The sequence below is a fragment of the Alteromonas sp. KUL49 genome, from assembly GCF_006538345.1.
Lineage (GTDB): Bacteria > Pseudomonadota > Gammaproteobacteria > Enterobacterales > Alteromonadaceae > Alteromonas.
The window spans coordinates 32,026-53,933 of the sequence record NZ_BJKL01000012.1 but is presented as its reverse complement, the minus strand read 5'-3'; the positions used below and the strand labels follow the sequence as shown (position 1 = coordinate 53,933).

The 21,908-nt window shown below is 44.9% G+C and carries 18 protein-coding genes; 6 read left to right on the top strand and 12 right to left on the bottom strand.

From position 1 onward, the window contains the following. Window positions 1-7 precede the first annotated feature (7 nt). From acpP to yceD, 7 genes are all read right to left on the bottom strand, one after another. Window positions 8-247: an acyl carrier protein gene (gene acpP, locus EYS00_RS17750; RefSeq protein ID WP_130639039.1), complete on the bottom strand. Its 240-nt coding sequence runs from the start codon at window positions 245-247 to the stop codon at window positions 8-10. A 199-nt stretch (window positions 248-446) separates the two neighbouring features. Beyond that, window positions 447-1,187, bottom strand: coding sequence for a 3-oxoacyl-ACP reductase FabG (gene fabG / locus EYS00_RS17745; protein ID WP_130639037.1), 741 nt, complete (start codon window positions 1,185-1,187; stop codon window positions 447-449). A gap of 9 nt (window positions 1,188-1,196) precedes the next feature. Beyond that, a complete protein-coding gene (fabD, locus tag EYS00_RS17740; RefSeq protein WP_130639035.1) occupies window positions 1,197-2,126 on the bottom strand; it encodes an ACP S-malonyltransferase in 930 nt (309 codons plus the stop codon). Window positions 2,127-2,164: 38 nt separating this feature from the next. Further along, window positions 2,165-3,130, bottom strand: coding sequence for a beta-ketoacyl-ACP synthase III (locus EYS00_RS17735; RefSeq protein ID WP_130639033.1), 966 nt, complete (start codon window positions 3,128-3,130; stop codon window positions 2,165-2,167). After that, on the bottom strand, window positions 3,127-4,152 hold the full coding sequence (gene plsX / locus EYS00_RS17730) for a phosphate acyltransferase PlsX (RefSeq protein WP_130639031.1): 1,026 nt from the start codon (window positions 4,150-4,152) through the stop codon (window positions 3,127-3,129). The genes EYS00_RS17735 and plsX overlap by 4 nt, the downstream gene beginning before the upstream one ends. Window positions 4,153-4,170: 18 nt before the next feature. Then, window positions 4,171-4,341: a 50S ribosomal protein L32 gene (gene rpmF / locus EYS00_RS17725; RefSeq protein ID WP_130639029.1), complete on the bottom strand. Its 171-nt coding sequence runs from the start codon at window positions 4,339-4,341 to the stop codon at window positions 4,171-4,173. A gap of 3 nt (window positions 4,342-4,344) precedes the next feature. Then, complete coding sequence (gene yceD / locus EYS00_RS17720; RefSeq protein WP_130639027.1) at window positions 4,345-4,878, bottom strand: 23S rRNA accumulation protein YceD; 534 nt, start codon at window positions 4,876-4,878, stop codon at window positions 4,345-4,347. 295 nt (window positions 4,879-5,173) lie between these two features. Here yceD and EYS00_RS17715 point away from each other — a divergent pair, with 295 nt between their 5' ends. Continuing rightward, window positions 5,174-5,809 (top strand): nucleoside triphosphate pyrophosphatase, encoded by a 636-nt coding sequence (locus tag EYS00_RS17715; RefSeq protein WP_130639025.1) that lies wholly within the window; start codon window positions 5,174-5,176, stop codon window positions 5,807-5,809. Window positions 5,810-5,817: 8 nt separating this feature from the next. Here EYS00_RS17715 and EYS00_RS17710 read toward each other — a convergent pair whose 3' ends face one another. Both EYS00_RS17710 and rluC read right to left on the bottom strand, forming a co-directional pair. After that, on the bottom strand, window positions 5,818-6,468 hold the full coding sequence (locus tag EYS00_RS17710) for an HAD family hydrolase (RefSeq protein ID WP_130639023.1): 651 nt from the start codon (window positions 6,466-6,468) through the stop codon (window positions 5,818-5,820). A 14-nt stretch (window positions 6,469-6,482) separates the two neighbouring features. Further along, entirely contained in the window at window positions 6,483-7,433 is a 951-nt protein-coding gene (gene rluC / locus EYS00_RS17705) for a 23S rRNA pseudouridine(955/2504/2580) synthase RluC (protein ID WP_130639021.1), read from the bottom strand. A gap of 625 nt (window positions 7,434-8,058) precedes the next feature. Here rluC and rne point away from each other — a divergent pair. Continuing rightward, window positions 8,059-11,214 (top strand): ribonuclease E, encoded by a 3,156-nt coding sequence (rne, locus tag EYS00_RS17700; RefSeq protein ID WP_130639019.1) that lies wholly within the window; start codon window positions 8,059-8,061, stop codon window positions 11,212-11,214. Between the two features lie 67 nt (window positions 11,215-11,281). Further along, window positions 11,282-12,262 (top strand): oxidoreductase family protein, encoded by a 981-nt coding sequence (locus EYS00_RS17695; protein WP_130639017.1) that lies wholly within the window; start codon window positions 11,282-11,284, stop codon window positions 12,260-12,262. A 4-nt stretch (window positions 12,263-12,266) separates the two neighbouring features. Here EYS00_RS17695 and EYS00_RS17690 read toward each other — a convergent pair whose 3' ends face one another. Further along, entirely contained in the window at window positions 12,267-13,448 is a 1,182-nt protein-coding gene (locus EYS00_RS17690; RefSeq protein ID WP_130639211.1) for a DNA-binding transcriptional regulator, read from the bottom strand. Window positions 13,449-13,610: 162 nt separating this feature from the next. Between EYS00_RS17690 and xylB the strand changes: the two genes are divergently transcribed. Both xylB and xylA read left to right on the top strand, forming a co-directional pair. Then, on the top strand, window positions 13,611-15,077 hold the full coding sequence (gene xylB, locus EYS00_RS17685) for a xylulokinase (RefSeq protein ID WP_130639015.1): 1,467 nt from the start codon (window positions 13,611-13,613) through the stop codon (window positions 15,075-15,077). A 109-nt stretch (window positions 15,078-15,186) separates the two neighbouring features. Then, on the top strand, window positions 15,187-16,506 hold the full coding sequence (gene xylA, locus EYS00_RS17680; protein ID WP_130639209.1) for a xylose isomerase: 1,320 nt from the start codon (window positions 15,187-15,189) through the stop codon (window positions 16,504-16,506). A gap of 58 nt (window positions 16,507-16,564) precedes the next feature. Here xylA and EYS00_RS17675 read toward each other — a convergent pair whose 3' ends face one another. Next, complete coding sequence (locus tag EYS00_RS17675; RefSeq protein ID WP_130639013.1) at window positions 16,565-18,670, bottom strand: ATP-binding protein; 2,106 nt, start codon at window positions 18,668-18,670, stop codon at window positions 16,565-16,567. A gap of 198 nt (window positions 18,671-18,868) precedes the next feature. Then, a complete protein-coding gene (locus tag EYS00_RS17670) occupies window positions 18,869-20,488 on the bottom strand; it encodes a glycoside hydrolase family 43 protein (RefSeq protein ID WP_130639011.1) in 1,620 nt (539 codons plus the stop codon). Between the two features lie 213 nt (window positions 20,489-20,701). On the opposite strand from EYS00_RS17670, the gene EYS00_RS17665 reads away from it, so the two are divergent. Beyond that, complete coding sequence (locus EYS00_RS17665) at window positions 20,702-21,859, top strand: glycoside hydrolase family 26 protein (protein ID WP_165399420.1); 1,158 nt, start codon at window positions 20,702-20,704, stop codon at window positions 21,857-21,859. The last annotated feature ends 49 nt before the right edge of the window (window positions 21,860-21,908 follow it).

The following is a 21,908-nucleotide window of genomic DNA, read 5'->3' as shown; positions in this document are numbered from 1 at the left end:
GCTACGCTTATGCGTCTTTGTTAGCATTGATGTAGTCGACAGCTGACTGAACAGTAGTAATTTTTTCTGCTTCTTCGTCAGGAATCTCTGTATCGAACTCTTCTTCTAACGCCATTACCAACTCAACTGTGTCAAGTGAGTCCGCGCCCAAATCGTCTACGAATGAAGCTTCTGCTTTTACTTCTTCTTCTTTAACGCCAAGCTGTTCTACGATGATTTTCTTAACGCGATCTTCAATGTTACTCATAATTCTAGGTTTCCCTTAAAACGTCACTAGATAGTAAAGTGCCGCTAGTTTATTTTGCAAGTTGAGCCCTTGCAAGCTCCAGTTCAAACAATTTCTCTGGTCAAACCAGCGACATGTGAAAATACTAAAACACTATTTTTACATCCATGGTTAGAAAATATCTAGCCCCAAATGCGTAAAATTGTGTAAATAGTTGAATTTAACCCATGTACATGCCGCCATTCACATGAATGGTCTCGCCTGTAATGTATGCTGCACCCTCGCCCACTAAAAAGGCAACGGTGGCTGCAATCTCTTCTGGTTGGCCTAATCGATTGGCCGGAATATCTTTAAAAATAGCTTCTCGTTGGTCGTCATTTAGTGCTTTAGTCATATCTGTATCGATAAAACCAGGAGCAACCACATTCACAGTGATACCACGAGAGGCAACTTCGCGAGCCATCGATTTACTGAAGCCAATGACACCAGCTTTCGCCGCTGCATAGTTTGCTTGACCCGCATTACCTGCACTACCCACTACAGAGCCTACATTGACAATGCGGCCATGACGCTTCTTCATCATACCGCGAAGCACTGCTTTTGATAGTGTGAAAATAGATGACAAGTTAGTGTCAATAATGTCTTGCCACTCATCGTCTTTCATACGCATCAAAAGATTATCGCGAGTAATACCAGCGTTATTAATTAGAATATCGATAGTACCAAATTCGTCGGTGATAGATTTTAGAACACCATCAACACTGTCTTTATCGGTAACATTCAAGGCTAGGCCTTTACCGCCTTTTTCAGCAAGGTATTCTGAGATAGCCGCTGCACCGTTTTCGCTAGTCGCGGTGCCAATAACGGTTGCACCTTGCTCTGAAAGTATTGTCGCGATGGCTTTACCAATACCGCGACTTGCACCTGTAACCAGTGCAATTTTGCCTGTAAGTTGGCTCATTTGTATTCCTTATTGTTTTAGTGCTTCCACACCCTCTGGGGTGTTCACTGCAACAGAGGTCAATGTTTTGTTAATACGTTTTGTAAGGCCAGTGAGTACTTTACCTGGACCCACTTCAACAATTCGCTCAACGCCAGCAGCAGCTAAATATTCTACTGTGCGGCTCCATTGTACTGGGCAGTACAACTGACGAACTAATGCATTTTTAATCGCATCCGGCTCTGTTTCGATAGTCACATCAACGTTGTTCACAATATTGATTTGAGGAATAGAAACTGCAACTTCCTTTAAGCTCGCTTCCAATTGGTCGGCGGCTGGTCGCATAAGCTCACAATGGGAAGGAACGCTTACGGCCAATGGCAATGCTCGCTTGGCTCCGGCCTCTTTGCACGCATTAGCCGCTTGTTCGGCAGCTTTAGCTTCACCTGCAATAACCACCTGACCAGGAGAATTAAAGTTTACTGGCGCAACAACATCGCCGGTTGCAATCGCGGTTTGATGACATACATCGGTAATAGTTGCATCGTCTAGACCAATAATAGCGTACATTGCTCCAGCGCCAGCAGGAACGGCTTGTTGCATATACTGACCACGAGCCTCTACCAGTTTAACGGCATCAGAAAATGCCATCGATCCACCGCAAACAAAGGCAGAGTACTCACCTAGACTGTGCCCTGCTAGGTAATCAACCTGAATTCCTTGCTCTTGAAGAATTCGCCAAATAGCAACACTGGCAGTGAGCAGCGCAGGTTGTGTTATATGTGTTTCGTTGAGTTTACCGTCGGCGTCTTCTTGAACGAGCGCCCACAAATCGTAACCCAATGCATCAGATGCTTCTTTGAATGTCTCAACAACACTAGGATAAACGTCTGCCAATTCCTTAAGCATGCCCACAGTTTGTGAACCCTGCCCTGGAAATACGCAAGCGGTTTTCGTCATGGTTATTCCTTAATTCTTATTGTGATTTTACGACTGCACTAGTACTTGACTAACGCCGAGGCCCAAGCGAAACCACCACCAAAAGCTTCTAGCAATAGGTGTTGTCCTCGTTTAATTCGGCCATCTCGAATGGCGGTATCAAGTGCTGTAGGTACAGTTGCGGCTGAAGTATTGCCATAATTTTCCAAGGTTAGCACGACTTGGTCCAATGACATATTCAGCTTTTTAGCCGTAGCTTTAATAATACGGAAGTTTGCTTGGTGTGGCACCAGCCAATCTAAGTCTGACTTTTCCATATTATTGGCAGAGAGGGTCTGTTCAACCACCTCTGATAATTTAGTCACTGCAACTTTAAATACTTCGTTGCCGCGCATTTCTCCCCAATTTTCATGAACTGACGCTTCATCACCTCGCGTTGGGTTACCCACGCGAAGTAACTCGCCATAAGAGCCTGCGGCATGAATGTGAGTCGACAAAATACCAGGTTCTTCACTAGCCTCAATGATAGTTGCGCCTGCACCATCACCGAAGAGAATGACCATAGTGCGATCAGCTGGGTCGACAAGACGGCTCAAACAGTCAGTACCAACAACCAGAATACGTTTGGCCATACCTGACTTAATATACTGGTCCGCCACACTTAACGCGTAACAATAGCCTGCACATGCTGCAGCTACGTCAAATGCGGGGATACCATCGAGGTCAAGAATTTGTTGAATTTCGCAGGCCGTGCTTGGCAAGGCATAACGTCCGCTGGTGGTGGCACAAACAATCATATCGATAGTTTTAGGATCGATACCAGCCATCTCAATGGCTTTCTTACTGGCTTCTGCCCCCATGGTCGCCGCAGTTTCATCAGCACCAATTATACGACGCTCTTTAATCCCAGTGCGATCAGTGATCCACTCATCACTGGTATCTACCATTATTTCTAGATCTGCGTTCGTGCGAACTTCGGAGGGATAATAACTGCCGGTGCCTATAAATCGTGAATAGTTGCTCAAAGTTGCTCCAACAAAACCGTTTCTATCTTTGTTTTTATTTTGTCCGGTACTTGCATCTTCGCTTCTTGGATTGCCTGGACAATGGCGTAATAAAAAGCGTCTTTCGATGCATTTCCATGACTCTTGATAACAATGCCGCGCAATCCTATCAGACTCGCACCGTTATACTGGTCGGGGTTCACTCTGTTATAGATAGATTTAAGTAATGGCAGAGCTATTTTTGCCATTAAACGGGTCATAAAACTTCGTTGTGATTGTTGTTTTACCTCGTTTATAACGAGCTTGGCCAATCCCTCGCTCGACTTCAATGCAACGTTACCGGTAAAGCCATCGGTTACCACGACATCAGCATAATCGGTGAATATGTCGTCACCTTCGACGTATCCTATGTAATTAACACCTGGGGCATCATTGAACAGGGAATGAGCAGATTTCACCTGAGCATTACCCTTGATGTCTTCTTCACCGACATTGAGTAATGCAACACGGGGTTGAGTAATACCTGCAACCTCTTGGGCAAGCACTGACCCCATTACGCCATATTGAAACAAAATATCGGGTGTACAATTAACATTTGCGCCTAAATCAAGCAAAAACACCTTGTGATGGCTGGCGGTGGGCATTCGACTTACGAGTGCCGGACGGTCAACACCAGGCAAGGTTTTCAGTAGGTAAAAGGATAACGTTAATAAAGCACCTGTATTTCCTGCGCTCACGCACGCATTTGCACGTTGCTGTTGAACGCATTCAATGGCCTTTCGCATCGAGGAATCTTTCTTGTGACGCAGTGCTGATGTGGGTGCTTCGCCCATTTCAACAACTTGTTCCGTGTGAACGACTTCTACGCGCTCTCGTTGTGCTGATGTCAGCTTGGACAAAGCTGGAAATATCACGGACTCGTGGCCGCAAAAAATGAAGTTTACGTTTGAATGCTGTTGTACTGCGCGAACGGCAGCAGAGAGGATAACAGGGGGGCCATGATCACCCCCCATGATATCTAACGCAATGGTTAGCGAAGACAAAACGCGATTACCGGGTGCTTACGCGCCGATAACTTTTTTGCCTTTGTAGTAACCGTCTGCGGTCACGTGGTGACGACGGTGAGTCTCACCTGACGTTGCATCGACAGACAAAGTCGCGCCTGTCAACGCATCGTGTGAACGACGCATGCCACGCTTAGAACGTGTTTTACGATTTTGTTGTACTGCCATAACTTACTCCTGGTCTCGCTTAAGTTCTTTCAAAACCGCGAAAGGGTTTTCTCGCTCTTGTTCCGGTTCAATCTCACCGAATGTCATATCGTCTTGACTGATAGCGCAGTCCTCCTCTGCATGAAGGGCTACGATAGGTAAAGACAAAATCAACTCGTCTTCAAACAAATGAAGTAGACTGACTTCTCCATGGTCATCGACCTCTACCGGCTCGTAAGCTTCGGGCAAGGCGTCATCACTTTCGTTTTCGTTCCCCTGCACTGGGCTAAAACAAAAATTCACATCCAAAGGTTGCGAGAGTTCACCATTACACCGTTGACAGATAAGTGTTACCTCTGTGCTTAGGTTTCCGTGAAATACAGTAAGACCCTGCGCGTCTTTTTCGAACTGGACTTCTACGTCTACCCAATCATCACAGCGAACCACTGCCTCGTTGAGCCTAACCATGTCTTTCGACGCCATAACGCCCCGATAATCGGAACGCTTCATAGCGCTCTTGACGGGTTCGACTGAATGAGGGAGTTTCACTTTCTGCATAGCGCGCGAACTATATAGGTTCAGCCCCCATCTGTCAAAGTATTAATCGGAATTTGAAAAAAATTTAGCGCCATTCGGTGCATCTTTTTATTTAGCAGAAAACAGTGTCCGTTATGAAAGACTGATAGCCACAGATTTAAAAACGAAATCACCTGCGAAATAATCGGCTATACTTGCCAAGAAAGGGATGACGCACGCTTGCTGTGTTGGAACATAGAGGGTTGAATGCGGCATGTAGGTAATAACAACCAATGTAGGTTGTGTTAAATTTATAAAAAAGTGTCGAGGTTGACGTATGACCCAACTTATTCTTGCTTCGTCTTCGCCCTATCGTCAGCAATTGCTTGCGCAGATTGGTGTTCATGTGCGCTCTCATGCACCTGATATTGATGAGACACCACGCCCGGGTGAGTCGCCCATATCACTGAGTAAACGCCTTGCGGTAGAAAAAGCGGAGGTCGTAGCAAAAAAATTCCCCAACGATATCGTTATTGGATGCGATCAAGTCGCTTTAGTCGAAACCGATGATGGCCGAGAGTTATTGGGCAAACCGGGCAATGTAGAAAACGCCGTAAATCAGTTGCTGCTGTGCCAAGGTAGAATAGTGCACTTTTTTACCGCGTTGAGCTTATCCCAACACTCGACAAAAATAGCTGTCACCCATGTCGAAGAAACAAAAGTTCATTTTCGAACGTTAACAGAAGATCTAATACGAGCCTACATTGCTGCTGAACGCCCGTTAGACTGCGCTGGTAGCTTTAAGTCTGAAGGAATGGGCGTATTACTATTCGAAAGGATTACCAGCAGAGATCCCAATAGCTTGATTGGGCTACCCATTATGCTGCTTCACAACTTATTGGAGCGTCACTTTGAAATCGATTTGTTAGAGATCGCAACCCAGCCCTTACCGGCTTCAAAGTGTGCAAGTTGATGCAGTAATCAACGCTCAAACACCGTGGGTAATTCTCTAATGTCGTGAATAATGGCCACAGGTTCGTATTTTTCCAAGTGAAGCTGGGCGTGAACACCGTAGGAAACACCCACCCTATCCATACCTATCGTTTGAGCCATTTGCATATCGTAAGTAGTGTCGCCAATCATTACCGATTCCTCTATCGAGATTTGTAATACTTCTAATAGCTGTAAGAGCATGTCTGGTGATGGTTTTGACTCGGCATCATCAGCACATCGCGACTCAGAAAAATAATGTGCGGTGTTGGTTTGTTCCCACGCACGAACTAATCCCCGCCTTGCCTTTCCCGTCGCAACAGCGAGTGTCATTCCATTACTTTTCAGCGCTGCGAACACCTCTTCAGCACCGTCAAACAGAGGACTAGGCGTACTATCTTGATAGACAAAAGCTTCTTTGTAAGCATCGACCACTTGATCGGTCTTCGTTTCATCGCTGAGTGAGAATAAGATCTTAATTGCTTTTCTCAAACTAATTCCAATAATGTGCCCCACCTCACTGTCAGTGGGTACAGGAAGATCACATGCTTTAGCGGCGGTTTGCATACAACTGATTATTTTGGCGGCAGAGTCCATCACCGTGCCATCCCAGTCAAATATGACCAACTTATATTTCGACATTACTTATAAACTGCTTATCTATCTTGAAGCTTAGAAACAATAGAAGACAGCGCGTTGTCATAGGGTGCTTCGAAGCGCACTGTAGTCTCGGATACCGGATGAATAAAAGCGATACTCGCTGCGTGGAGAAATAATCGATTCAAACCATTATTGCGCATTTCGGTGTCAAACTCGCTGTCGCCGTACTTCGTATCGCAAGCAATGGGATGCCCGGCGTGAAGACAGTGCACTCTGATCTGATGAGTGCGGCCAGTAATAGGAGACGCCTCAACCAAACTGGCACTGTTGAATCGTTTAAGAACATGATAACGGGTTTCAGAAGGCTTGCCGTCTTCGCTAACACTGACCATACGTTCGCCAGACTGTAAGATATTTTTCCTCAACGGTGCTTTTACCTTGAAGCGAGAATCAGGCCATTGACCGCAAACAAGAGCATGGTAACGCTTATCCATTTTGCCTGTGCGAAGCTGTTCGTGCATATGACGGAGTGCTGAACGTTTTTTAGCAATAATTATGCATCCAGAGGTGTCTCGATCGAGTCTGTGTACAAGCTCCATAAACTTTGCTTCTGGTCGAAGTGCACGCAACCCTTCGATTAAGCCAAAACTCAAACCACTTCCACCATGCACAGCCATACCCGACGGCTTATTGATCACCATCAGGCGATCATCTTCGAACAGAATATGCGAAGTAAGCGCCGCAATACTATCTAGCTTTGGTGATGGAGCAGGTTGACCTTGTGAAACACGAACCGGCGGGATTCTCACCAAATCTTGCGGTTGAAGCTTATATTCGGGCTTCACACGGCCTTTGTTAACTCTAACCTCGCCTTTGCGAAGGATGCGATAAATCATACTTTTCGGTACACCCTTAAGCTGGGTGCGCAAAAAGTTATCGATACGTTGTCCGGATAAATCGTCTTCGATAGTGACAAACCGGACTTTTTGAGAGACTTGATCATTCATGGGCAGAGTATAACGTATTGATAGGGTCTGCGAATACTCAAACTTACTCCACTACCAAAAATAGTTGTTAAGGGACGATTTCCCCTTCGAACCAACATTTTTCGTATAAAACTTCCGTTAATATAACTTTATTTACTATCAAACCTTGCTTAATTTGGGGCGTTGGTGCCATAATCTAGTGTGTTTTTTCGCGGAAAGCGAAAGCGTAAAAACAAGCGCTACGGCAGGTAATAGTAAAATGCTACATAGCACTGCCGATTTATAGGTGATACCGACATTGGATTGCTCAAGAACATTAGTAAGCAAAATATCCAAGAAAAGTCACGTCGAGTATTACCGGCAAGCAAAAAAGTTTGCCGTTTGGTGATCAGAATTGAATTGACAAACAAGTGCCAGTGACCGTTTTGGTTCTTGTAAGAAAAACTAAAAAAGTATGTAAGGGTGGTCGTTCCCGACATTGATTTTATTGTCTGAAAGTAAGGCATAAGTTGTCATTAGCACAGTAAAATTGATATTACGACAATACAACAAGATCCCCATACAGTCGTGAGATTGCATGGTGAGGGCTTGCACAAGTCACTTTAATTTTGTGTCTGAACGGCTGTTAAAAACAGAGTTAGATACAATGAAAAGAATGTTGATAAATGCAACTCAGTCAGAAGAGTTGCGTGTTGCCTTAGTAGATGGGCAACGCCTTTATGATTTGGACATCGAAAGTCCAGGACACGAACAAAAGAAAGCTAATATTTACAAAGGCAAAATTACCCGCGTTGAACCTAGTCTCGAAGCGGCTTTTGTAGATTATGGTGCCGAACGCCACGGCTTTCTTCCACTCAAAGAAATTGCACGTACTTATTTCCCCAAAGGCTACAAGTTTGAAGGTCGTCCAAACATAAAAGACGTCATCAAAGAAGGCCAAGAAGTTATCGTGCAAATCGACAAGGAAGAGCGCGGACAGAAAGGCGCAGCGTTGACAACATTCCTGTCTTTGGCCGGTAGCTACCTTGTACTCATGCCAAACAACCCTCGCGCTGGCGGTATTTCTCGTCGTATCGAAGGTGATGAGCGAAGCGAGCTCAAAGAGTCGCTCAGTAAATTAGATCTCCCTGATGGTATGGGGTTGATTGTACGTACTGCAGGTGTTGGTAAATCTTTCGAAGAGTTGGAATGGGATTTACGTGTGCTCTTGACACATTGGGAAGCCATTTCAAAAGTATCAGAAGAGCGAGAAGCTCCCTTTTTGATCCACCAAGAAAGTAACGTTATCGTTCGTGCTATTCGCGATTATTTACGTCGTGATATCGGTGAAATTCTTATCGATAAGACTAGCATCTACGAACAAGCTTTACAGCATATCCAGCTAGTTCGCCCAGATTTTGCAAACCGCGTAAAACTATACCGCGGTGAAGTTCCGCTTTTCAGCCACTATCAAATTGAAAGTCAGATCGAATCGGCCTTCCAGAGAGAAGTACGCCTGCCTTCTGGTGGCTCAATCGTTATCGATCCTACAGAAGCATTAACCTCAATCGACATCAACTCTGCCCGTGCTACAAAAGGCGGAGATATTGAAGAGACTGCGTTAAACACCAACTTAGAAGCAGCAGACGAAATTGCCCGTCAATTACGCCTACGTGACTTGGGTGGCCTAGTCGTTATCGACTTCATAGATATGACGCCAGTGCGCCACCAACGCGAAGTAGAAAACCGCATGAAAGACGCGGTTCGCAGCGACCGTGCTCGTGTTCAACTGGGCCGTATTTCTCGTTTTGGTTTGCTAGAGATGTCTCGTCAAAGACTTCGTCCTTCATTAGGCGAATCTGCCCATCACGTTTGCCCGCGCTGCTCTGGTCACGGCACTATCAGAGGAACCGAGTCGTTAGCGTTATCTATTCTTCGTATTCTTGAAGAAGAGAGCATCAAAGAAAACACAGGGCAAATTGAAGCCCAGTTACCTGTACCAGTGGCAACCTACTTACTGAATGAAAAACGTAAGGCAGTTCAAACGCTAGAAAAACGTCATAACGTCAGCCTACTTTTGATTCCGAATGCGAATTTAGAAACACCGCATTACAAAGTTGAGCGCCGTCGTCCTGATGAGGTGACGACTGACTCAAGCTATAACGTTGAGTTAATGCCGGCAATTGAAGCTGAAACAGAGAGTGCAACAGCAGCACCTGTTAAACGTGAAGAACCAGCGTTGAAAGGACTTGTGGCACCGACAGCAGCACCTGTTGTGCAGAGTAAGCCTGAGCAAACAGAACGTACCCAGTCTACGCCTTCCCTATTCTCTCGCATTGGTAAGTGGTTAGGTGACCTGTTCAAGAGCGAAGAGGAACAAAAAGAACTGCCGAAGAAGCGTGGCGGAAAACGTGGCAATAATCCTCGCAACAAAAAATACGATGACCGCAGACGTAAGCCAAGAAAGCAAAATCGTAGAAATGGTGCACAGGATAACGCCAACGACGGTGAAAATTCTCAACGTAAACCGAAGGATTTTGATGAAAAACGCAACAACAAGCAGCGTAAGCCCCGTAAAGGTTCTCAAAAACGCGATGACCAACAAAAAGTTACTAACGATAGTAACACTGAGCAACAATCTGCACCTACTCAGAAGAAGCGTGAGGTAGCAGAGCGTCGTAAGCGTAGAGATAACCGCAGAAGCGTTCGAGTGAAAAACGATGGGACAACAACGAGCGCAGCAACTCAAGCTCAACCTACAGAGCAAGCCGCCAATAAGCCTGCGACTCCAGCAAAGCAAAAGAGTAAGAAGGTTGATAAAGTTGAAGAGGCCGTTGTAGAACAAGCAGTAACATCAGTTGAAAGCGTAGAAACAAACGTAGCGCCTCAAGCTGAAAACAAAGTGACTGAGTCACCTGTGCCATCAACGGCTGAGAACACTGAGACGAATGATGAAGGCAACAACAAACGTGAGAACCGAACTCGCTCTCGTAGGTCACCTCGTCATGTAAGAGCTGCGGGTCAGCGTCGTAAGAAAGAAGCTCAGCAGCATGATGGTGAAGTCACTGAACAACCTACAACTCCTGTTGATGAACCAGTGACAGAAGCTAAGGTAGAGCAGACTCAAGTAGTTGAAGCTGAGCCAGAAGCTACAGTGGCCACCATAAATGCCACTACTGAATCTAGTGTTGAAGTAGAAGCTCAAGCAGAGGCGGAAGTAAAAGCGGAAAGTACAGAAACTCCCGTTGAAAGCGAAGCAACTCCAACTGAAACAGCAGCGGCTGAGGAACCTCAAGTTGAACACAAGCCTGAACCAGAGGTAATTCAAAGCCAGTTGCAGTTTGATGTTGATTCAAACGAAGAGCCACAAACTGCTGTTGCAGAGGAAAGCGCTGAGCCTGAAACCCCAGCGCCAGAACAGGTGGAAATAAATCTGACTGATGCAACAGACGAAGCAGCAACTGAAACGTCTGCAGCAGACGATTCCGCGCAAGAAGAGGCTCAGGTTCAAGAACCGGTTGAGCAAAAAGTAGAAACAACAAGTGAAAAATCACCAATTGCTTCTGAAGAACTTCTTTATGCAAGCGGTTTAGGTCGCGTTCGCGCATCTCATCCTATGGCATTGCCGGCCGCCGTTGACGACACCTTTGGTGAGCTAACACTGGTATCCAAGGCTGATGATAGCCGCCCAGCACTTGTAGTATCTGGTAGATACGCGGGTCTTGCGATGGCTACTAAAGTGGCAACCGCACCGACAACTCTTCCAACGGAAGTAGATGCAGCTGAGCCTAAGTCAGAAGTGACGGAAGAAGCGGAAGCATAATACTCTCGTAAAATCTTGTTAGAATAGAGGCCGCTGTACAGCGGCTTCTTTGTTATACGGGTATTGTATGGGCTTGATAACACCAGAACAAATCACTTGGGTAGAACGAATTACGGGTCGCCCAGTAGAAAACACGTCATTAATTCAATCTCTATGGAATGACTATGGTGCGTGTTTTAGAGCCAAATTAGTCAATATTGATGCGCCAGTGGTTGTAAAATGTGTAACCCCTAACCCAGAGGCTAAACATCCAAGAGGCTGGCAATCGAATCACGGACACAACCGGAAAGTACGTTCTTTTCAAATAGAGCAGTACTTTTACGGTAACCTACAACCTCTTACTCATCTTAATTGCCAAGTGCCTCGCAGTTTGTATGCGGATACAGATGGTGATGCTTCATTGCTTGTACTTGAAGATTTAGACCACCTTGGTTTTACCGCTCGTCGAAATACACTCTCCCTCAGTGAGGCTTGTGTAGTGTTAAAGTGGCTAGCGAATTTTCACGCGCTTTTCATTAACACTAGAGATACGTCCGTTTGGCCCCAAGGTGGTTACTGGCATTTGGCAACGCGACAAGCCGAATTGCAAGCTATGGAAGATGGCCCACTCAAAAAGAACGCAAAAGTAATATCCGACCGACTACATAACACTCCCTACTCTACGATTTTGCATGGCGATGCCAAAGTAGCGAATTTTTGCTTTAACCAGTGCATGACCCAATGTGCCGCGGTAGACTTTCAATATGTAGGTCAAGGCCCGGGCATTATTGACGTTGCCTACTTTCTCGGCAGCGCGCTCAGCGAGAAAGACCTCGATGAATCCACAGATTTCTGTTTAGATCGCTATTTTGAATGGCTAGGCCAAGCGCTGCCCGAAACGATGTCACAGGGAGAAAAAGAGACTCTGATTTCTCAATGGCGAGCGCTTTATGTATTTGCTTGTGCTGATTTTCATCGCTTCCTTGCAGGGTGGAGCCCTGAACACTGGAAAATCAACAGTCTCATTGCTCAACAAACTCAGCAAGCGCTCAATCAACTTAATAAATAGCTATTTACGACTCACTACTATCTCGATACTCGTTGCGATATTGGGTGGGCGTTTTTTCAAAATGCTTTTTAAAGATAGCGTACATATATTGAAGTGAAGGGTAACCGCACAGCGACGCAATCTCTTTGGTGGCAACGTCAGTTTCCTCGAGCATTTTACATGCGCGATTTAGCTTCTCGTTGTGAATTTCGGCATGCACGGTTTGATTGCGTTCTTCCAAGAATCGCTGTTCTAAATTTGAACGTGAAATACCTACAAAATCCGTGACCTGTTCTACTTTTATGCCGCGAGTAGCGTTCTGACGAATAAACTGCATGGCTTGAATAACGTATGGATCACACAGCGCTTTAAAATCAGTAGACTGGCGAGAAGCCACACCCGCAGGCGGTACTAGGATCCGCGAAAGTTTGTCTGATGGACGGATCAACCGCTGATGTAGCAGCTTTGCCGCACGAAAACCAATATCGACGCACCCTTGTGTAACCGAGCTTAAGCTTATTCGGCTTAGAAAACGTGCCATATCATCATCATCAATTCCGATGACTGATACTTTATCTGGCACAGGAAGACCAATTTGTTCGCAGGCTTGAAGTATGTGCCTAGCACGGCTGTCGGTTACCGCAATAATACCAATGGGTTTTGGTAAGCTCTCTAACCAGTCTGCCAATCGATTAATGGCGTATTGCCACGTATCTGGGCTCGTGGTTACTCCCCTAAATACATGCCCTTTATAGCCTTCGCTGGTCACCAATTGTGTAAAAGCTGTCTCTCTTTCTTTCGCCCATTGATGTGACGCATCACCGGGCAAACCATAGAACGCAAAGCGCTCTAACCCTTTACTTTTTAGGTGATTAAAGGCTTCTGAAACAACTTGAACGTTATCAGTAGCAACGTAGGGTACATTAGGATAATCATCAGGGTTATTATATGACCCACCTACCCCAATGACGGGTTTCTCGCACGACTGTAAAGCATTTCGAATAGCTTCAGAATCAAAGTCAGCAATAATCCCGTCCCCAGACCACTCATTAATATGTTCTAAGCGACAGTAAAAATCTTCTTCTAAGTACACATCCCAGTTCACTTTTGATGCGTGAAGGTAATTGCCTATTCCTTCAATAATTTGTCGGTCATACACCTTATTGGCGTTAAATAACAAAGAAATGCTGTGCCTAACTTCAAACATAAATAACTGCATCCACAACAACAGGAGTGTTGATAATACGATGTTAATCACTTTAACAACAGCCTGATAATAGAATTGTTAACAGGCTTGTAACTTTTCGTAATTGCCGTTTAAACAGTGATTGGTCACCATGGCTAGATGCCTTTATAACGAGAAAACACTATGCATTACTTAGGAATTGATCTTGGTACATCTGGCGTTAAGGTTGTCGTGTGTGACCAAGACAGCCGTGTGCTATTCAGCGAGTCAGCCTCTCTCACTGTACAATCACCCCATCCACTTTGGTCTGAACAAGCTCCCAAAGACTGGTGGACTGCCCTTTGTCAGTGTATGGACGCACTTTCAGAACAAGGCGCATTGTCCGATGTAGCCGCCATTGGACTCGCTGGACAAATGCATGGTGCCGTGTTGTTGGACAAGTCAGACAACGTACTTCGTCCTGCCATTCTATGGAATGATGGTCGTTGCGAAGCACAATGCCAACAAATTATGGAGCAAGTTCCCGCTTCGTCAGAAATCACTGGCAATTTAGTGATGCCTGGCTTTACTGCACCCAAGCTATTGTGGGTGAAGCAGAATGAACCTGAAATTTTTACTCAAGTTCACAAAGTGTTACTCCCCAAAGATTACCTGCGATTGCTACTCAGTGGGGAATATGCATCAGACACCTCTGATGCTGCAGGTACGTCTTGGTTAGACACTTCAAAACGATCTTGGTCAGACACTATGCTAAGCGCTTGTGGACTCGATCAAAGTCACATGCCAGCACTATTCGAAGGCACTGCTATCACCGGGCACTTACTACCGTCTCTTGCCACCCGTTGGGGGTTAAGTGCAGTTCCTATTGTTGGTGGTGCCGGTGACAACGCCGCTGGTGCGGTTGGCGTAGGTATTGTTGAAGATGGCCAAGGTATGATTTCTTTGGGTACCTCAGGTGTTATTTTTTCCGTTACAGACCAGTACTGTGCGAATCCACAGGCGGCATTACACAGTTTTTGTCATGCCGTGAATGACAGTTGGCATGTAATGTCAGTACATCTGAGTGCAGCGAGCTGTTTGCAATGGTTCGCCGACACCACTGCAAACGGCAATGTGCAAGCGCTTCTAGATGAACTCTCTGACACGGATATCACAGACACCAACTGCTACTTCCTACCTTATTTGAGCGGTGAGCGCACGCCTCACAATAATCCTCGCCTTAGCGGGCAGTTTTACGGCCTTGGCGCACTCACGTCTCGCGCTGAAATGACTTACGCGGTATTGGAAGGTGTAGCCTTTGCTTTCAAAGACGGGCTCAGTGTGATTAGCGACGCCAACATTGATATATCAGCACTGTCGGTGATTGGTGGGGGTGCTCGGAGTGATTATTGGAGGCAGCTCCTGTGTGACGTTTTAGAAATTACACTGGAATATCGGGAAGGCGGCGAAGTTGGGCCCGCACTGGGCGCTGCAAGATTAGCCATGGTAGGAGCGCTCGCCAGCGAATCTGTAAAGGACCTTTGTCCACCACCAGAGTTGGTAAAAAGCCATACGCCAAATCCTGCAAAAACCAACCGACTAACCACTCGATATAACAACTATAAGTTGCTATGTGAGCATGCGATCTCGGTGGCAAACACACTAGCGTAAGTTGGATCACATTAGGTAAATAAGCACAAACCCGATGGCAAAAAACATAATTGTTACTGCCATGTTAAAAGCGAATAATTCACGACAAGTGAACATAGGAGAGCAATCAATGGCTCAGTTTTTTGAATCAATTGACAAAATCAAATTTGAAGGCGAAGCGTCTACGAATCCACTAGCCTTCAGACATTACAACGCTGACGAAGTTATTCTTGGTAAAACCATGAAAGAACATTTGCGCTTTGCAGCGTGCTACTGGCACAACTTCTGTTGGGATGGCGCAGACGTATTCGGACAAGGTACATTTGGTCGCCCTTGGCTCAAGCCAGGAGATCCAATGGAGCGTGCTATCGAAAAAGCCAACGTTGCGTTTGAATTTTTCAGCAAGCTAGATGTTCCATATTACTGCTTCCACGATATCGATGTATCTCCGGAAGGCAATAGTATTGCGGAATACAAAGAAAACTTCGCTAAAATGACCGACATTTTAGAGCAGAAACAAGAAGAGACAGGTCTGAAGCTTCTTTGGGGTACAGCGAACTTATTCAGCAACCCTCGCTACGCTGGCGGTGCTGCAACTAGCCCTAACCCGGAAGTATACGCCTATGGTGCAACACAAGTTTGTCACGCAATGAATGCGACCAAGCGTTTAGGCGGTGCAAACTATGTACTTTGGGGCGGCCGTGAAGGTTATGAAACCCTACTCAATACTGACCTTAGACAAGAACGTAAGCAATTTGCTCGTTTTCTTCAAATGGTGGTTGAGCACAAACACAAAATTGGTTTCAAAGGCACGTTACTTATTGAGCCAAAACCTCAAGAGCCTACCAAGCACCAGTACGATTACGACAGTGCCACAGTGTACGGTTTCTTAAAGCAGTACGGCCTTGAAGACGAATTTGCAGTTAACATCGAGACCAACCATGCGACTCTTGCTGGTCACTCATTCCATCACGAAGTGGCAACAGCTATTTCTCTGGGTATCTTTGGCAGTGTTGATGCTAACCGCGGCGACCCGCAAAACGGATGGGATACTGATCAGTTTCCAATCAATGTTGATGAGCTAACCCTTGTGATGTATGAAATTCTCAAGGCTGGAGGTTTCAGCACGGGCGGCTTTAACTTTGATACCAAAGTACGCCGTCAAAGCAGCTGCCCAACAGACCTGTTCTATGGTCACATTGGTGGAATGGACCACTTAGCAATGTCACTTAAGCGTGCGGCAAAAATGATCGAAGATGACTTCTTAGGTGAAGCGGTATCTGAACGTTACAAAGGTTGGAGCGGAGAGCTAGGTAAAGACGTGATGGCAGGTAATCACTCATTGGAGTCGCTATCTAACTTTACAATTTCAAACGCACTAGCACCCGAGCACACAAGTGGCCGCCAAGAGCTGCTTGAAAACAAAGTAAACCGTATTATTTACGGCTAATAATTCAGTGCAATTTTACGTATGGCCGCGAATATTTCGCGGCTTTTTTGCTTTGAGGCTATCGCGGTAGCTCAATCCTCACACACACTCCACCCAATAGACTTTTACTAGCAGTAATGCTTCCACCGTGAGCTTCGACAATGCTTTTACAGATGGAAAGTCCAAGACCACTACCTCCTAATTTTCTGCTTCGAGATCTATCAAACCGATAAAGTCGATCAAAAATCTTATCTAAAGATTCTGATGGAATACTAGGTGCCGAATCTTCAACAACTAAAGTGAAATACTTCCCAGTCTGGCTTACACTGAAACGAACCTCTCCAGGGGCATCCGTGTAACGACAGGCATTTGAAAACAGATTGTCTAAAACTTGCTTCATTCGATGAGGATCAATAGTGAGCATTTCGCCACTACCTATACTTTGAATGTCAGTATCAAATCGCAATTCATGTTCCTCAATTAACGAAGTGTACTCCCGTAACTGGCCTGAAATAAACTTTGAGAAATCAACGTTTTTTTTGTTTAATTCCAGTTCTCCCTGATCGCTCTTCGCTAACATAGAAATATCATCAATAAGATAATTAAAGCTATCAATACGCTCGTGCAACAGCCGGTAAGTGTTTTCTGTACTGTCAGCAATATTGTGTTCCAGCTCTTCCATTTTTAACTTAAAAACGGTTAAAGGTGTTCTAAGCTCATGAGATATATCCGCAAAAAACTGCTTTTTGTCCGTCAATAATTGTTCATTCAGCGATTTTTGAATGGATAAATTACGATACCTTTGAACAATTAATACCATTAATGCAACCAATACCACGCTCGAAACAATAAATACAAACAGGGTTTGTCGACGTTCTGTTTGCTCTTGCAATAATTGATTCTGTCTAACCAAAGACTCCTGTTTTAACGTCTGCAACTCCTGCTCTTTTTGGTTCAGTTTGTATAACTGAGCGTACTGAGCGATAAGTCCCTCTCTGTTTTGACTTGATTGACGTTCATGAAGAGCAAGGGACTCCAAAAGCATTTCACCCGCCTCATCAATTTTCCCAACAGCCGTTTTAACCTTAAGCGCGAGTGACAATGCATCTCGCAAACTGAAATAGGGTGATTCAAACGTGCTTTCTTCGATAACAAGGTCGATACTTTCTTCAGCGTTTTCCCAATCCTCTATCTCTAATGCGTAAAGCGCTCGAATGTAATTGAAGTTATATTTTTGATTTTCATTTAATTCTAGAGAGTTGAGCTGATTTAATTTCGAGATGACGTCAACAAGTAATGTATCGTCGTCTGATTCAAGTGCTAACATTACTTGGTCTATATAACTGTAGAACAGCTTACCAAAATTATTCGACGTTAATGCTACCTCTTCACCTATTTTAAAATGGTGTAATGCCTCTTCGTATTTACCCGTAGCTTGATAAAGCTTTCCTAAATGTCCCTGTGCCTCAGAGTACACTCTGGGGTATGTTTCTCTATCGATTAATGAAAGCCCTATTAGGTAATTACTCTCTGCTTGCTCGTAATCCTCAAGTCGAAAAAATACTCTGCCTATGTTCATAACGATACTTGCGTAGCTTGCTGGATTAGGCCCGTTTTCTTGAAGTGGTAACGCCTTTTGAAAGTACTCTAACGCATTATGCAAATCTCCAAGATTGAGGTAAGCGTTTCCTATGTTGTTGTATACACTGCCTAAATTTGAAGCTCTTCCTTGCTCAATATACACTTGCTCTAAATTTAAAAATGCATTCAACGCTAAAACCAGCCTATCTTGCAAATAGTAAATGAGAGCGCGATAAAACAAGTTATTAGCTTTGAGTTTTTCATTATCTGTTTGATTTGCCGCTTGTGTTCCTCTCTCTATCAACACTTCAGCGGCATCTAAGTCTGATCTATCTACGTAAACCCTGATCAGGTAGGCAATCAAATAAGCTTCATCTTCAGGCAGATGAATCGTATCGTGTAGTGCAAGCCCACGATGCCCATATTCTTCGGCTATTTGCGGTTCGCTTTGCCAGGTTTGTTTTACGATTTGTGTGTAAATAGGCGCTGTTTCTTCCAATGTTTCTGCTTGCTCTAAGCGATCAAAAAGCTCTTTCGTTTGAGGAGAGTTTTCAGCATAAATAGTGAATGAGAAAAAGATAGCAAGTGCGGTAATATACTTCATAAACTAAGGGGTCGGGTCTGTTGTACCAACAAAGTTAATTGATACAACAGTACGCTAAGTATTTAGCAATATCAAAAACGCTTTACGAGAATTATTCCGTCAGAAATTTTGTGTAAAGCGTTACCAACTTTGCTAGAGGATATTGCTGTACTCTGCCACTCTTCAGACTGGTGACTGACCTTTCAATCAATAGGTGGTCTAAGGCAATTCGTCGTCTGAAAATTCTTGATAATGTAATACCGAGAATCTTGCAGGATACTTATGGCCGGAGAGATCCTGACAACAAAAGCCCACGAAGCTACCCGTAAAGTTGGCGTCAGCGCCACCATCTCCCAACTCGTCAGACAGCACACTAAAATCTAGACACATGGGTAATTTAACCCATGAACCGCCCTCAACCTTATAGTGGAACGTCAACAAGTCATAGTTGACCTCTGCTCTCAGACTCACCAAACCGGTATTGGGCAATACAATCGGTTTATCCATTGGATATTGGCTGTGCCAATTACCTGCACACATAGACACATCTAAAACTCTCCCAAGATCTTCATCGTGTGTAACGTGAAGGTAGTAGTATTTTGTACTGTTGTAATAACAGATTAACCCTGCCATTTGTTGGAAGTGTGTTGGAGTAAACGATAAATCAACGGTGTAACTATAACAGAAACTCTGTTGCCTTCTGGCCAACAGGCTTTGCTCGAACCAACTACCAAGACTCTCTTGTCCATGTAATACCAAAAAGCCGTTATCGGTATAACAGGTATCCTCAGGCAAGGGGTAACGCAATGAATGGTAAGTATCTGGCAGTTCATGAGTTGAAAACTGAACATGCTCATTGATTAAACTGGGTAAGCAGTCAGCCACTAAATCAAGTACCGACGCCGGTGATTGACCGCCAGAAGCTAGATAAGGCCACCCATCTTCAGACCAAAGCACTTTTTGAAGCGCAGTTTCGCGCCCCATCACTGACCGACCTCGATAAGGTAAAGGTCGGCTACATAGATGTACTAGAAATGTTTCACCTTGTGGCGAATCTACCCAATCTCCGTGTCCAGCACGCTTAAGCATAGAATGAGGCGCAGCGGCACTGCTAACTAGTGGCGTATTGGGTGCAACTTCATAAGGGCCCCAAACACTCTCTGAGCGAGCAACAGTCACCGTGTGGTCTTTCCCCGTACCACCCTCAGCAACCATAAGGTAATAATACTCAGCACGCTTAGTGATGTGCGGTCCCTCAGACAAGCCTATTGGGGAGCCCTGGAAAATCATTTTAGAGTCACCAATCAACTTACCGCTGCTTAAATCTATTTCCTGACATTGGATGCCACCGAAGAATCGGTGCGGTAGGAAGTTATTTCGACCACCTACGCTTCGGTGATTCCAAACCATATTGAGCCAATACGATTTTCCGTTGGTATCGTGAAATACAGAAGGGTCAAAACCATTGCTATTCACATGAATGGGCGCAGTCCAAGACCCTTCCACGGTTTCAGCTGACGTAATGTAGTTGGGCGTATCTTTAAAGTCACCAGCGAAACGGCGAGTGTTGGTAAATGCCAAATAAAAACGATCATTTTGATAAGTCAGGCATGGCGCCCATACACCGCATGAGTCTGGATTGCCACGCATATCTAACATGGTTAAATCCGCAAGTGGGCGCGCTGCTAGCTGCCAATTCACTAAATCCGTTGACCGATAGATACATACCCCGGGGTACCACTCAAATGTAGACGTTGCAATGTAATACACCTCACCTACCCTTACAATTGAAGGGTCAGGGTGAAAACCGGGAAGAATGGGATTAAAAACTGTTGCCATTTCACTCTCTTTAAAAGATAAACCTTGCGACTAAGGCTCTGAAAAATTCGACTATGTAACAATTATTTTATTTGTTTTTTAACATAATCATTTTTTACTATTTTATTGGCATTTCTTTCAATCAACGATATTTATTGCTACCAATATACAAACGACCAAACTGTTGAAGCTATGAATTTACAATATCGCAATACAATAATAACAGCACTCTTTTTGTTAACGCTAACATCTTGTACCGTTAATTCAAGCAAATCTAGCGTCTATCTCAATACTGGTTTACCTGAAGCCCAGCCACCTTCATTTACAGTACCACAAGGAAAACAACTTCTGATTGTGGGACAAGATTCAGACACCATCTCGGCCTACCAAACAGCAATCCCTCAAGACACTCTAGAAGGAATAACCCTGTATAGCCAATTAAAAGCACCCTCGCCCTCACAAACGCTCAGCGGTATTTTACGTGTGGGCAACTGGGGGTCAGGTGATGTTGACTTCGATCTGTCTTTACGTGCAGCGCCTGACGCGGCACTAGCTATAGGCTTAGCCTTTGACCAATGTGATGGCTCAGACCATACTGGCGCTATTGCCCGCGGTGATTATGATGAAAGCCTGACAACACTTATTGACTACTTGCGCTCTGTAGCGCCCCGCCCTGTATTTTTGCGTATTGGCTACGAGTTTGACGGGCCATGGAACTGCTATCCGCCGGAAGAATACAAAGCGGCCTTTCGTTATATTGTAAAGGCAATACGTGTTGAGGGACTAACCAACGTTGTTAGCGTATGGCATTCAGCCAATTGGCTAGCGCCGAGTATTGCTGGAGAAAAAGCTGATTTGTACGACCATAGCAAAGAAGGCTTTTTTGAACGCTGGTACCCAGGTGATGACGTTGTTGATTGGTTCGGTATATCCGTGTTTTATCGTGACGACCATCAATGGTCTATCCCTCAAGAATACACACCTAAGTTTGCTCAAGGTCAGTCGCTGGAATATGCACGTTTACATGGCAAGCCGGTCATCATCGCCGAAGCCGCCCCTCAAGCGTATCGCACAGGCGCACTTGCAAAAGGCTTCATTACTGAAAATCGCCAAACCGAAGTAACTGCTGAAGCGATCTGGCAAAATTGGTATCAACCCGTGTTTGATTTTATGAACGAGAACAAAGATGTCGTTAAAGCATTGGCCTATATAAATACGCATTGGGAAGTCCAACCCATGTGGCGATGTGATGAAGGAAAGCGCGCAGGAGACCCCACTTGTCCACAAGGTTTTTGGGGAGATTCACGGGTACAAGCGAATGATTACATTTTGGAGCAATGGCTCAAAGAAACACAAAACGAAGAAAGATGGGTGCAAGGAAAGTGGTGGTAGGTCGCGGTAAGTTAATGAAATAAGCTAGTAAAATAATTAAGGACTGTAA